The organism is Pseudomonas sp. NPDC079367 (assembly GCF_044542195.1).
Taxonomy (GTDB): domain Bacteria; phylum Pseudomonadota; class Gammaproteobacteria; order Pseudomonadales; family Pseudomonadaceae; genus Aquipseudomonas.
The window spans coordinates 42,702-56,351 of sequence record NZ_JBITTW010000023.1 but is presented as its reverse complement, the minus strand read 5'-3'; the positions used below and the strand labels follow the sequence as shown (position 1 = coordinate 56,351).

Here is a 13,650-nt window from a genome sequence, read left to right as displayed (position 1 = left end):
TTCCAGACTTAGAAGCGGAACACTTCCATGTCCGTACGAATCGGCGAGGCCATCGGAATCTTCGGTTGTTTCTCGGCTTCGGCCGCCGGTGCTGCCGGTTTGGCGTCCCGTTTACGCGGAGCCTCAGCCACAGGAGGCTGATTGGCCAACGGCTTGAGCGCGACCGACAACTGCTCGGCCAGACGCTGCAGCAGCATTCCCTGTGCCTGCACTTGCGAAGCGGTGCTGCCGGCGTGCAATTCCTGCAGATGAATGATGCGGTTATCGCGCACCTTGCCGCGGCGATCGATCAAGCGCCATTGCGCATCGAGAATCGCCGGTTGTTTCGCTCCGGAATCCAGACGGGTGATGGTCAGCAGCACCTGCACATCCGGAGTGAACCCGGCGGTAGCGGGCGCCAGCACCACACGCTGGCTGTCGAGGTGACCGGCGACCTGACGCATCAGCAATTGATCGATATCCGACGAAAGGCTGCCGGCCCAACGACCGTCGGTCGCCGCTTGCAGGCTGCCGTCCGGTTGACGTTGCAGCAGGGTTTCACGCTGAAGGTAATCGGCAACCACTACCGGCCCCAGCAAAACCGCCATGCCCGCGCTTTGCGCAGGCTGAACCGGACTTCCGCTGTCCAGTTGGTACAGCGACACCGGCTGGTGAACGCTGCAACCCGCCAGGCCAAGAACGCCGGCGAGCAACAAAATAAGGGGGCGTAGCGCAGTCATCATCCCGTCCAGGTGGCCGCCACAAGGCTGACCACAGTGAAAATACTCAATAAATATGAAGAACGCTCGGCCACGCCGGCGCTTGAAAGGCCATATCATCCGTGAATATGCGTTCCGACTCCAGCGCCAAAGCGTCGATCTACGTGTTTAATCGCAGATCGAGCGCTCTAGGAAGGCGTTCTCGTCTAATTGAGGTTTTCGACGAGCAGCGCATCGACCCGCTGAAAGCCCCGCGGAAGTTTATTTCCGCGACGACCACGCTCACCTTTGTAGTGTTCGAGGTCGTCGGCCTTCAGTGACAGGGTGCGCTTTCCGGCCTGCAATACAAGGGTGGCGCCCTCCGGCAAGACGGCAATGTCCGTCACGTATTCCTCGCGGCTGGCGACGCGTTCACCGGAAATACCGATGATCTTGTTGCCTTTGCCCTTACCCAATTGTGGCAGATCGCTGATTTTGAAGATCAGCAGGCGACCTTCGGTCGTGACCGAGGCCAGCCAGTTGAGCTCACGATCGGCCACAGGGCGCGGCGCGATGACCTTGGCGTTGTTCGGCAAGCTCAACAGCGCTTTGCCGGCCTTGTTCTTCGCTTGCAGGTCTTCGCCTTTGACCACGAAGCCGTAACCGGCATCGGAGGCAATCACGTACAGCGCATCGTCTTCGGGCATCAGCACGCATTCGAACGAGGCGCCCGGTGGCGGCGTCAGACGGCCGGTCAAGGGTTCGCCCTGGCCACGGGCCGACGGCAAGGTATGCGCGGCGACCGAATAACTGCGGCCGGTGGAGTCGATGAACACGGCAAACTGGTTGGAGCGCCCCGCCGCCGAGGTCTTGAAGCCATCGCCGGCCTTGTACGACAAGCCAGTAGCGTCGATGTCATGGCCCTTGGCCGAACGCACCCAGCCTTTTTCCGACAGCACTACGGTAACCTTTTCGTTCGGCAGCAGGTCGTGCTCGGTCAGCGCCTTGGCTTCAGCGCGCTCGACGATTGGCGAGCGACGGTCGTCGCCGTAGGTTTCGGCGTCTTTAAGCAGCTCGGTGCGCACCAGTTTCTTCAACTTCGCTTCGCTGCCCAGCAGGGCCTGCAGCCTGGCTTGCTCCTTGAGCAGCTCGTCCTGCTCGTCGCGCAGCTTCATCTCTTCCAGTCGCGCCAACTGACGCAGGCGGGTGTCGAGAATGTAGTCGGCCTGAATCTCGCTGAGGGCGAAACGCTCGATCAGTTTGGCTTTCGGGTGCTCCTCGGTGCGGATGATGTGGATCACTTCATCCAGATTGAGGTAGGCGATCAGCAAACCGTCCAACAGGTGCAGGCGACGCTCGACCTTGTCGAGGCGAAATTGCAGGCGACGACGCACGGTCTGAACGCGGAATTCCAGCCATTCGACCAGCAGCGCACGGAGGTTTTTCAGCTGTGGCTTGCCGTCCAGACCGATGATGTTGACGTTGACCCGGTAGGTCGACTCCAGCTCGGTGCTGGCGAACAGATGCTGCATCAGCGCTTCATGATCGACGCGGCTGTTGACCGGGATGATCACGATGCGGCACGGGTTTTCGTGGTCGGATTCGTCGCGCAGATCAGCGATCTGCGGCGCTTTCGACGGTTTGGCCTGCATCAGCGCGGCGATCTGCTCCAGCACCTTGGCCCCGGAGACCTGATGCGGCAGCGCGGTGACGATGATGTCGCCATCCTCGACATGGTACACGGCGCGCATGCGCACCGAGCCCTTGCCGGTTTCGTACATTTTCAGCAGGTCGGCACGCGGCGTGATGATTTCCGCTTCGGTCGGATAATCCGGCCCTTGAATATGCTCGCAGAGCTGCTCGACCGTGGCTTTCGGCTCATCGAGCAGGCGCACGCAAGCGGTGGCGACCTCGCGCAGGTTGTGCGGTGGCACGTCGGTAGCCATGCCCACGGCAATACCGGTGGTGCCATTGAGCAGAATGTTCGGCAATCGCGCCGGCAACACCAGCGGCTCCTGCAGGGTGCCGTCGAAGTTCGGGCCCCAGTCGGCAGTGCCCTGGCCCAGTTCGCTGAGCAGCACTTCGGAATAACGCGACAAACGCGCTTCGGTGTAACGCATGGCGGCAAAAGACTTCGGATCGTCCGGCGCACCCCAGTTGCCCTGGCCATCGACCAGCGTGTAGCGATAGCTGAACGGCTGCGCCATCAGCACCATCGCTTCGTAGCACGCCGAGTCGCCGTGCGGGTGGAACTTGCCGAGCACGTCACCGACGGTACGCGCCGATTTCTTGTGCTTGGAATCGGCGTCCAGCCCCAGTTCGCTCATGGCGTAGACAATACGCCGCTGTACCGGTTTCAGGCCGTCGCCAATATGTGGCAAGGCGCGGTCCATGATCACGTACATGGAGTAGTTGAGGTAGGCATTTTCGGTGAAGTCAGCCAGCGAGCGGCGTTCTACACCGTCCAGGCTGAGATCAAGGGAGTCGCTCATGCGGGCCTCATCGGTTCGTTGTCTGGCGCAGCAGCATGGTGCCACCGCGCTGGGTAAATTCAAGTTTGTTCAGGGCGCTCATGCCGAGCAGCACCTGATCGCCATGCAGCCCCGGCGCCACCAGTGCGCGAACGTCACGCAAAACAATGTCGCCCAGTTGCAGACGGGCAATCTTTGTTCGGTAGCCCTGGCTCAGGCCATTGGCCGTGCTCAGGGTCACGCCGAAACCTTCTTGCAGCTTCAAACGCTTGGCCAGATCCGCCGGTATCGCCACATCGGTCGCGCCGGTGTCGAGCATGAACTCCACCGGTTCGCCGTTGATCTGGCCGCTGGCGACAAAATGCCCCTGGGCATTGCTCGCCAGTTTCACCTCGATAAACCCTTCGCCCTGCTCCGACGTAACCACGATGTTCGGATTCTGCTGGCGCTGCTCCCACTGACCGAAAAACCGCGTCGCGAGAAACAGCGCCGCGCACCAGGCGAGGATCATCAACACCCGACCGGCACGTTTGCCCGGCGGTTGCTGGCTCATGGCCCGGCGCTCCAGCCACCGTCCGGTGCGGCAAAGCGCCAGACCACCGGACGGACTTCACCGTCGGCACGCGGGCCGAAATTGTTGTCGACGCCGATCCAGGCACCCTCGGCATCAATGATCAGCGCTTCTTCCAGTCCATAGTTCTGCGCGTAACGGCGATTGTCTTGCAACAGCTCGCTGGCATACGACCAGCAAAGCTCGACTTTGGCCGTCTGCGCATCGCGACGACAAATCTCGAAAGCGTTGCGTTCAAGGGTGAACAGCTTGCCGTTGAACAACGAAATGTCGGAAAAGTCGCGATGAACCGCTTTCGCCTTCGGAAACTGCGCTGGCTGCATCTCTTTGCCGCCCTCACTGAGCAGCACGCAGCGACCGTCGCAATCCCACACCGTCTGCTGGCGCTTGATCAGCAGCAGGCCGCGCTTCTGCCGTTCGGCGGCCAGCCACATCTGATCGCCCGCCGGGTTGATTGCCAAGCCCTCGAAGATCGAATTGAACTTCAGCAGCATGCCGCTCGCCCGCGCTTCGCGAACCAGCAGCGGCGAGATCTTCAGCCAGTTCGGCGGGCCACTGACCGGCACCTGCAACACCGCCGCATGGGCCTCACTGACGATGTAGCGATTGCCAGCGCTGTCGCAACTGATGCCTTCGAAATCCAGATCGCCGCCGCGAATGAACGACGCCGCCCATGTGCGCGAACTCAAGCCCCACGGCAAGCCGCTCTCGGGCACGGGCGGTACGTCGATGTGCACGGTTTGCGCCTGCCAGACCGGATCGCGGGTATCGAGGCGGTAGATCTGCTCGTCATCGCGATCGGAAACCGTCCACAGCTCATTGCCGCACATGGCCAGCCCCGACAGGTTGCCGCCGCGCATGCCTTCGACCGGGTGTTCGGAAAGCAGCCGCAATTGTTGCAGCGGCTCGGCCGACACGCTCAGCGCACTCAGCAGCAACGCACCCGCCAGGGCCCAGCCAAACTGCATCAGGCCAGCACCTCGGCGAGGTTGCCTTTGGATTCCAGCCAGGATTTGCGGTCGCCGGCGCGTTTCTTCGCCAGCAGCATGTCCATCATTTCCGAGGTTTCGGCGAAGTCTTCGCCCAGCGTCAACTGCACCAGACGCCGGGTGTTCGGGTCCATGGTGGTTTCGCGCAGTTGCGGCGGGTTCATTTCGCCCAGACCCTTGAATCGGGTGACCTGCGGCTTGCCGCGTTTTTTCTCGGCCACCAGGCGATCGAGAATACCGTCGCGCTCGGCTTCGTCGAGGGCGTAGTAGATCTCTTTGCCGAGGTCGATGCGATACAGCGGCGGCATCGCCACGTAGACGTGACCGGCATCCACCAGCGGACGGAAGTGCTGGACGAACAGTGCGCACAGCAGCGTGGCGATGTGCAGACCGTCGGAGTCGGCGTCGGCGAGGATGCAGATCTTGCCGTAGCGCAGCTGGCTCATGTCCGCCGCGCCCGGATCGACGCCGATGGCCACGGCGATGTTGTGCACTTCCTGGCTGGCGAGCACTTCGCTGCCATCGACTTCCCAAGTGTTGAGGATCTTGCCGCGTAACGGCAGGATCGCCTGGAATTCCTTGTCCCGCGCTTGCTTGGCCGAGCCGCCGGCGGAGTCACCCTCGACCAGGAACAGCTCGGAGCGCATCGGGTCCTGCCCGGCGCAGTCAGCCAGTTTGCCCGGCAATGCCGGGCCTTGGGTGACGCGTTTGCGCTCGACTTTCTTGCTCGCCTTGAGACGACGGCCGGCGTTATTGATAGCCAGCTCGGCCAGGGCCAGACCGGTCTCCGGGTTGGCATTGAGCCACAGGCTGAACGCATCCTTGACCACACCGGAGACAAACGCCGCCGCTTCACGCGATGACAGACGTTCTTTGGTCTGACCGGAGAATTGCGGTTCCTGCATTTTCATCGACAGGACGAAAGCGATGCGCTCCCAGACGTCTTCCGGCGCCAGCTTCACGCCGCGCGGCAGCAGGCTGCGGAATTCGCAGAATTCGCGCATGGCATCAAGCAGGCCCTGACGCAAACCGTTGACGTGAGTGCCGCCCTGCGCGGTCGGGATCAGGTTGACGTAGCTTTCCTGCACCGCGTCGCCACCTTCCGGCAGCCACAGCAGTGCCCAGTCGACCGCTTCTTTATTACCGGCGAAGGCGCCGCAGAACGGCTCGTCCGGCAGGCGTTCGAACTCGCTGACCGCGTCAACCAGATACGAGCGCAGGCCGTCTTCGTAATGCCACTCGACCTTCTCGCCGGTGCCTTTGTCTTCGAAGCTGACCAACAAGCCCGGGCACAACACAGCCTTGGCCTTGAGCACATGCTTGAGGCGGCTGATGGAGAATTTCGGTGAATCGAAGTATTTCGGGTCCGGCGCGAAGTACACGCTGGTACCGGTGTTGCGCTTGCCGACGGTGCCGACGATTTCCAGCTCGGAGGCCTTGAAGCCATCCTTGAAGGTCATCTGGTATTCGTTGCCGTCACGTTTGACCCGCACGCGCACTTCGGTCGACAGCGCGTTGACCACGGAAATACCCACGCCGTGCAAACCGCCGGAGAACTGGTAGTTCTTGTTGGAAAACTTGCCGCCCGCGTGCAGCTTGGTAAGGATCAGTTCGACGCCGGACACACCCTCTTCCGGGTGAATGTCTACCGGCATGCCACGGCCGTCGTCGCTGACTTCCAGCGAATGGTCGGCGTGCAGGATGACCTGCACCGATCTGGCGTGGCCGGCCAGGGCTTCGTCGACGCTGTTGTCGATGACTTCCTGGGCGAGGTGGTTCGGCCGACTGGTGTCGGTGTACATGCCGGGGCGTTTGCGCACCGGGTCGAGGCCCGAGAGGACTTCGATGGCGTCGGCGTTATAAGAACTAGCGCTGGGAGTGGCCATAAGGTCTCGTCGTCAGTCATTCATGAAAGAGGGGCAAGACTTCACAGCGTGGTGAAATCGATTGCCTGATACATATCGGCAGCCATGCCGGCAAAACTCAGCAACGCCGGCAATTGCCCGGCAAAGCCCTGAAAACTGTGGTCGCCGCCAGCCTGAATGCGCAAGGCACAGGCGCGGTAATACTGTTGGGCGAGGCGATAATCCAGCGTTTCGTCGCCGGTTTGCAACCAGACCTGATAACGCTTTGGATCCTGCGGTGGTGGCACTTCCAGCTCGGCCAGCGCCGTGACGTGGTCGTGAGTCAGTTCCCAGGTTTCATCGGTGTAGAGGTTTTTCTGCGTGCCTAGATAACCATCGAACATCCGGTGCGGGCTGACCGCCGGATTGACCAGCAGGGCTTTCAGGCCATGGCGCTCGGCCAGGTGAGTCGCATAGTAGCCGCCGAGCGAGCTTCCCACCAGCAACGGCCGGCCCAGCTCGGCGATTGCCTGCTCGAGCTGACCGATGGCTTCGCGAGGATGATGATGCAGCGCCGGCACGCGCAATTGCTCGCTCAACCCCAGCCGCTCCATGACCGCGACCAGCTGACAGGCCTTCTTTGAGGCCGGCGCGCTGTTGAAACCGTGGATATAGAGGATCGAACCGGACATTTGAGCTCCCTGGCTGTCGGCGAAAGATAGCGGAGTTTACAGGGAGTCAGCGATGGATGGGCCATACAAATGCACCTGTAGGAGCTGCCGAAGGCTGCGATCTTTTGATTCTGTTTTTAAGATCAAAAGATCGCAGCCTTCGGCAGCTCCTACAGGGATTATCAATAACCGTTGGAGCCGTAGTCGACTGTGAACTCGAAGTCAGTGACTCTTTCCACCCCGGTTTCCAGCCGCCCGTCCGGCATCAGCCGCAGCCATCGATACCCCGGCGCCTGCTCGCCCACCTTGAAATCCACACTCTGCGGTTCGAACTGAATGCATGTCGACGGCGATGCCATCAAGCGTACGCCGTGGCGCTCGCGATCAAGCTCCTGATGCACGTGCCCCCACAACACCGCGCGAACCTGCGGAAAGCGATCCAGCACTTCAAAAAACGCTTCAGGGTTACGCAGGCCGATCGGCTCCATCCACGCACAGCCAATCGACACCGGATGATGATGCAGGCACACCAGATGATGGCGCTCCGGCGCTTCGCTCAACGACCGCGCCAGCAACTGCAACTGATCATCCTGCAGATACCCGGGCACCGAACCCGGCACCGCCGAATCGAGCATCGTCACCCGCCAATTGCCGATATCGACTACCGGCTCGAGCAACGTGCTCTGCACCGCCGCCTCGGCCATGATCATCGGCTCGTCGTGATTGCCGGGGATCCAGCGTGCCGGCGCGGCGATCTGCGCGCTCAGTTGGCGGAATGCCTGATAGGACTGCAGCGTGCCGTCCTGAGAAATATCACCGGTGGCCAGCACCAGGTCGATCTGCGCCTGTTGTGCCAACACCAGGTCGAGGACCTTCTGCAGGCTCTCGCGGGTTTTCATGCCCAGCAACTTGCCGTCCGCTTCGGCGAACAGGTGGCTGTCGGACAACTGCACCAGCAGCGCCGGGTCGGCGCTGGTCAATGTCGATACGCTGGGCAAGGCGCTCTCCCGGGGCTAGGCACGCAATGGATGGGTGCGGCAATTATGCTGGGGGATGACACAAAGGGGAAACCGCCGAAGCGGACGCAGTTCACAACTAGCGAACGACTTCGTACTCGTGCCCCAACGCCAGGCAGTGACTCAGCCATTCGCCCAGAAACACATTGAGCTGGGCCTTTTCATCGGGCTGGTGCATGGCGGCGTTCGGATAAGGATAGATGCCGCGAAAACGTCGTGCATGTTCGGCGCTGACCACTTCGGCCATGCGCGCGTCGTGATAGACCTGCACTTCCAATTGCGGCACCGGCAACCAAGGCAGGCTGTGCTCCTGGCGCACCTGCAAAGTCGTGGTGTACGGGCAGGTCTGCAACACTTCGAGGGCGAGCACGCCGAGCATCTGTTCGCCCTGGGTCACGGCGATGCGCCGCGCCTCGGGCTCGTTGCGCATGTCTGGCAGCAGTCGCATCAGGCGCGCGTAGTTGGCCTCGCAGGCGGCTTGCAGCCCCACGAGGTCAACCCGATAACGATCGCGCAGCTTGTTTACGACCATAGCCCCCTCACTTCGGCGCGGTTGAGCGCCAGCCACTGCAAAGCGATGATGCTCGCCGCGTTGGCTATCCGACCGTCACGTACAGCCTGCAAGGCATCTTCAAATGCCCAGACCGTTACGCGGATGTCTTCGGCCTCTTCTTCCAGCCCGTGCAGACCGCCGACGCCGTCGGTGCTGCAACGCCCCAGATACAAATGCACGAATTCGTTGCTGCCACCCGGTGACGGAAAGTACTTGGTCATTGGCCACAACGCCTTGATGTCCAGCCCAGCTTCCTCCTGCGCCTCGCGGTGAGCAACTTCTTCCGGTTGCTCGTCCTTGTCGATCAGACCGGCGACCAGTTCGACCAGCCACGGGTTGTCGGCCTTGCCCATCGCGCCGACACGAAACTGCTCGATCAGCACCACTTCATCGCGCTGCGGATCGTAAGGCAAGACGCACACGGCATCGTGGCGCACAAAGATTTCACGGTTGATCTCGCGGCTCATGCCACCGGCGAACAACTCATGACGCAGGTGCACACGGTCGAGCTTGTAGAAGCCCTCGTAGCATTTTTCGCGCCGCACGATATCGACGGCGGTCGGAATGGCGTTGGCAAAGTCAGTCATGAGCATCCTCTTTACTGCATATCCGTTACGAGATTGTTTGCTGTTACCGGCAACCTCGACTTCGCGCCATCCTAACGCGCCCGCACCGTTTGATGCAGCCCCTTTACCGTCAGCGGGATGGACGGTGACGGTGAAACCCACTCTAATTAGCTTAGTGGCGAACTGACTGCTTCGTTGAGAGTCGAAGCGGTAACTTTTCGCCTTCCCCTGCTTTCGAAAGGACGCCCATGTCGCTTTTCAAAATTGCCTCTGTGGCCGCTATTGCCCTGACTCTGGGCGCCTGTGCCAGCCTGTTCCAGCCCAACTATCGCACGCCGCTGGAAACCACCCGCGACGCCTCGGAACAGTTGAAACCCGGCTGTTCCAACCCCGATTGCCCGCTGGTGAACATCGACACCCTGCGCTTCCCTGATGAGCCGGCACTGGACGGCATCATCGAAAAACGTCTGCTGCAAATGACCCGCACCGAGAAGAACGCACCGGTCGCGCCAACCCTGGCCGCCTACCGCAAGCAGTTCCTGGCCAGCGCCGGCCCGCGCAACAGCAGCTACCTGCAAGCGAAAGTACGCGAGCAGCATGACGGACTGGTGATCATCGAGCTGTCGAGCTACCTCGACACCGGCGGCGCCCATGGCACTCCGGGTCGCGGTTTCATCAACTATTCGCGCCAGCAGCACAAGGTGCTGAACCTGTCCGACATGCTGCTGCCGGGTCAGGAAGAGGCGTTCTGGAAAGCCGCGCAGGTCGCGCACAACAGCTGGCTGATCAGCACCAAGCTCGATCAGGAGGCGGAATTCGTCGCGAACTGGCCGTTCGTGAAAACCCCGCACGTGGCGCTGACTTACGGCGGCGTGATCCTCAAGTACGACGTGACCACCATCGCGCCTTACGCGCTGGGCCACGTCGAACTGAAGATTCCTTATCCGCGCCTGAACGGCATTCTCAAGCCTGAGCTGTTTCCCGGCCGTAACTGAAGGCCCGGCCCAGCACCAGCTGTAGCAACCCTGCCAGCACCAGCGCCGGCAGGGTTGCGCCGACATCCGGATACAGATTCGCCAGCAAGTGGTAAGTGCTCACGCCACCCAGCCAGGCCAGCAACGCCGGCCAGCGCAATGCGGCTGACGCGACCTGAGCACTGCGCTTGCGCAGAATGAAGTGATCGACCAGCACCACGCCGAACAGCGGCGCAAACACCGAGCCGATCAACAGCAGGAAATTCTGGTACTGCGCCAACGGCGCCAGCAGTGCGATCAGCGTGCAGATCACGCCGATGGCCAAGGCCAGATGCTCGACGTTCAGACGCAACACAATCCCGCTCGAAACCGCTGCCGAATGTATATCGGCAAAAGCGTTTTCCGACTCATCTAACAGAATCAACAGCAACGGAATCCCTAGACCGGCACCCGCCAGAGCCAGCAGCAGTGCGTTGACTTCGCCGCTGGGTGCGAACGCCAGGGTGTAAGCGACGCCGAGGCTCATCAGCCAGAAGTTGCCGATGAAGAAACCCACCGCCGTGCCGCCGAAAACATTCTTCGCACGCTTGCCGAAACGCGAGTAATCGGCAATCAGTGGCAGCCACGACAGCGGCATGGCGATGGCAATGTCGAAGCCCACGGCGAACGACATCGAACCGTCACCGGCGCGCGCCCACAGCGCGGCGAGATCAGCTTTGGCGAACAGGTTCCAGGTCAGCCACAGGCACGCCGCGAGCAATAGCCAGATGCCCCACTTGCGCAGAACCTGCCGCACGAACGTTAACGGGCCGCTCACTGCCAGCAAGGTCGCCAGTGCGCCGAAAAACACTGTCCACAGGATCGGATTGGCCCACAGCGAGCCTTCGCTGAAGGCGCGGGTGCCGAGCAGGCTGGCGGCATCACGCATGACGATGATTTCGAACGAGCCCCAGCCGATCAGTTGCAGCAAGTTCAGCAACGCCGGCAGGCTCGCGCCTTTGCGGCCGAGGCTGAGCTTCAGCGCGGCCATTGATGACAGGCCGGTGTCGCTGCCAATCACGCCGACCGCAGCCAGCAGCAGCACGCCCACCAGTGTGCCAAGGAAAATCGCCAGCAACGCACCGGACAGGCCCAGCCCCGGCGCGAGCAATGCGCCGGTCTGCAGGACCATCAGGCCGATGCCGAGGGAGAACCACAGGGAAAACAGATCGCGGCCGCCGAAGACACGCTTTTCAGCGGGTACGGCCAGATCGGGGGAATAAGTGCCGGGTTGAATGCTCAAGGGTGTTATCTCAAAGGGACATTTGTTGTGATCGTTCCCACGCTCTGCGTGGGAATGCCTCTCGGGACGCTCCGCGTCCAGTGACGCGGAGCGTCACGGGCTGCATTCCCACGCGGAGCGTGGGAACGATCAGTACGGGGTCAAACTTTCTTGTACAGCTGACTGCCTTCCTGTTTGAACCGCTCGGCCTGCTCAGCTAGCCCCTTGGCGACGTCCACATCGACCGCGTCGATGCGCTGGTTGGCCGCGTACTCACGGACTTCCTGGGTGATTTTCATCGAGCAGAATTTCGGCCCGCACATCGAGCAGAAATGCGCGACTTTCGCCGAGTCTTTCGGCAGGGTTTCATCGTGGTAGGAACGCGCAGTGTCCGGATCCAGACCCAGGTTGAACTGGTCTTCCCAACGAAATTCGAAACGCGCCTTGCTCAAGGCATTGTCGCGAATCTGCGCGCCCGGATGCCCTTTGGCCAGGTCCGCTGCATGCGCGGCGATCTTGTAAGTAATGATCCCGGTTTTCACATCATCCTTGTTCGGCAGGCCCAAGTGCTCCTTCGGCGTCACGTAGCAGAGCATCGCGCAACCGAACCAGCCGATCATTGCCGCACCGATGCCCGAAGTGATGTGGTCATAACCCGGAGCGATGTCGGTGGTCAGTGGGCCGAGGGTATAAAACGGCGCTTCGTCGCAGCACTCAAGCTGCTTGTCCATGTTCTCTTTGATCAACTGCATCGGCACGTGGCCGGGGCCTTCGATCATGGTTTGCACGTCGTGCTTCCAGGCGATCTTGGTCAGCTCGCCGAGGGTTTCCAGCTCACCGAATTGCGCGGCGTCGTTGGCGTCGGCAATCGAGCCCGGGCGCAGGCCGTCGCCGAGCGAGAAGCTGACGTCGTAGGCCTTCATGATTTCGCAGATTTCTTCGAAATGGGTGTAGGCGAAGTTTTCCTTGTGATGCGCCAGACACCACTTGGCCATGATCGAACCGCCACGGGAAACGATGCCGGTGACGCGTTTGGCGGTCAGCGGCACATAACGCAGGAGTACGCCGGCGTGGATGGTGAAGTAATCGACGCCCTGCTCGGCCTGCTCGATCAGCGTGTCGCGGAACAACTCCCAGGTCAGGTCTTCGGCAACACCGCCGACTTTTTCGAGCGCCTGATAAATCGGCACGGTGCCGATCGGCACGGGCGAGTTGCGGATGATCCATTCGCGGGTTTCGTGAATGTGCTTGCCGGTGGACAAGTCCATGATGTTGTCCGCGCCCCAGCGGATGCCCCAGGTCAGTTTCGCCACTTCTTCTTCGATGGACGAACCCAGCGCACTGTTGCCGATGTTGCCGTTGATCTTCACCAAAAAGTTACGGCCGATGATCATCGGTTCCAGTTCGGTGTGGTTGATGTTGGCCGGGATGATTGCACGGCCACGCGCGATCTCGTCACGGACAAATTCCGGGGTGATGATTTTCGGCACGCTGGCGCCGAAGCTGTGGCCGGGATGTTGTTGATCGAGCAGGCCTGCGGCGCGAGCCACTTCCAGCTTCATGTTTTCGCGGATGGCAACGAACTCCATCTCGGGGGTGATGATGCCCTGACGCGCGTAGTGCATCTGCGTGACGTTATGCCCGGCCTTGGCGCGACGCGGGTTGTTTACATGGGCAAAACGCAGCTTGGTCAGCTCCGGGTCGGCCAGGCGTTCGCGGCCGAAGTTGGAGCTCAGACCGGCAAGGCGCTCAGTGTCGCCGCGATCATCGATCCACGCCGAGCGCACATCGGCCAGGCCTTTGCGCACATCGATCACTACGTCCGGATCGGTGTACGGGCCGGAGGTGTCGTAGACGGTGACCGGCGCGTTGATCTCGCCGCCGAAGTCGGTCGGCGTCACGTCGAGGCTGATTTCACGCATCGGCACACGGATGTCCGGACGCGAGCCCTGAACGTAGATTTTTTGCGAACGGGTGAACGGCTTGACCGATTGCTCGTCGACCTTGGCCGAGTCACTCAGGTTGATCGCGTTTTTTTCTTTTGTTGTCATCACGGG

Annotated in this window: 12 protein-coding genes; 1 reads left to right on the top strand and 11 read right to left on the bottom strand. The window is 61.4% G+C overall.

Annotation, left to right across the window (positions count from 1 at the left end):
- Positions 1–8 precede the first annotated feature (8 nt).
- The 9 genes from ACIGDJ_RS18000 to ACIGDJ_RS17960 form a co-directional block, all read right to left on the bottom strand.
- On the bottom strand, positions 9–719 hold the full coding sequence (locus ACIGDJ_RS18000; protein ID WP_101158966.1) for a membrane integrity-associated transporter subunit PqiC: 711 nt from the start codon (positions 717–719) through the stop codon (positions 9–11).
- 185 nt (positions 720–904) lie between these two features.
- Positions 905–3,169, bottom strand: a complete 2,265-nt coding sequence (parC, locus tag ACIGDJ_RS17995) for a DNA topoisomerase IV subunit A (protein ID WP_101158964.1) — start codon at positions 3,167–3,169, stop codon at positions 905–907.
- 7 nt (positions 3,170–3,176) lie between these two features.
- Positions 3,177–3,701, bottom strand: coding sequence for a TIGR02281 family clan AA aspartic protease (locus ACIGDJ_RS17990; protein WP_071174225.1), 525 nt, complete (start codon positions 3,699–3,701; stop codon positions 3,177–3,179).
- Entirely contained in the window at positions 3,698–4,687 is a 990-nt protein-coding gene (locus ACIGDJ_RS17985; protein WP_101158963.1) for an esterase-like activity of phytase family protein, read from the bottom strand. The genes ACIGDJ_RS17990 and ACIGDJ_RS17985 overlap by 4 nt, the downstream gene beginning before the upstream one ends.
- Positions 4,687–6,594, bottom strand: a complete 1,908-nt coding sequence (gene parE / locus ACIGDJ_RS17980) for a DNA topoisomerase IV subunit B (protein ID WP_101158962.1) — start codon at positions 6,592–6,594, stop codon at positions 4,687–4,689. Before parE ends, ACIGDJ_RS17985 begins: the two co-directional genes overlap by 1 nt.
- 41 nt (positions 6,595–6,635) lie before the next feature.
- On the bottom strand, positions 6,636–7,244 hold the full coding sequence (locus ACIGDJ_RS17975) for a YqiA/YcfP family alpha/beta fold hydrolase (RefSeq protein ID WP_101158960.1): 609 nt from the start codon (positions 7,242–7,244) through the stop codon (positions 6,636–6,638).
- A gap of 161 nt (positions 7,245–7,405) precedes the next feature.
- The gene (gene cpdA, locus ACIGDJ_RS17970) at positions 7,406–8,221 is read right to left on the bottom strand and encodes a 3',5'-cyclic-AMP phosphodiesterase (protein ID WP_101158958.1); all 816 of its coding nucleotides are present in this window, start codon (positions 8,219–8,221) and stop codon (positions 7,406–7,408) included.
- Between the two features lie 97 nt (positions 8,222–8,318).
- A complete protein-coding gene (locus ACIGDJ_RS17965) occupies positions 8,319–8,771 on the bottom strand; it encodes a DUF1249 domain-containing protein (RefSeq protein WP_016771972.1) in 453 nt (150 codons plus the stop codon).
- Positions 8,762–9,379, bottom strand: a complete 618-nt coding sequence (locus ACIGDJ_RS17960) for an NUDIX domain-containing protein (RefSeq protein ID WP_024011344.1) — start codon at positions 9,377–9,379, stop codon at positions 8,762–8,764. The genes ACIGDJ_RS17965 and ACIGDJ_RS17960 overlap by 10 nt, the downstream gene beginning before the upstream one ends.
- 227 nt (positions 9,380–9,606) lie before the next feature.
- Between ACIGDJ_RS17960 and ACIGDJ_RS17955 the strand changes: the two genes are divergently transcribed.
- A complete protein-coding gene (locus tag ACIGDJ_RS17955) occupies positions 9,607–10,353 on the top strand; it encodes an RsiV family protein (RefSeq protein WP_312997639.1) in 747 nt (248 codons plus the stop codon).
- Here the strand turns inward: ACIGDJ_RS17955 and cytX are convergent.
- Positions 10,322–11,614, bottom strand: coding sequence for a putative hydroxymethylpyrimidine transporter CytX (cytX, locus tag ACIGDJ_RS17950; RefSeq protein WP_397479256.1), 1,293 nt, complete (start codon positions 11,612–11,614; stop codon positions 10,322–10,324). The genes ACIGDJ_RS17955 and cytX overlap by 32 nt on opposite strands.
- A gap of 140 nt (positions 11,615–11,754) precedes the next feature.
- A complete protein-coding gene (gene thiC, locus ACIGDJ_RS17945; protein ID WP_101158955.1) occupies positions 11,755–13,644 on the bottom strand; it encodes a phosphomethylpyrimidine synthase ThiC in 1,890 nt (629 codons plus the stop codon).
- Positions 13,645–13,650: the final 6 nt, after the last annotated feature.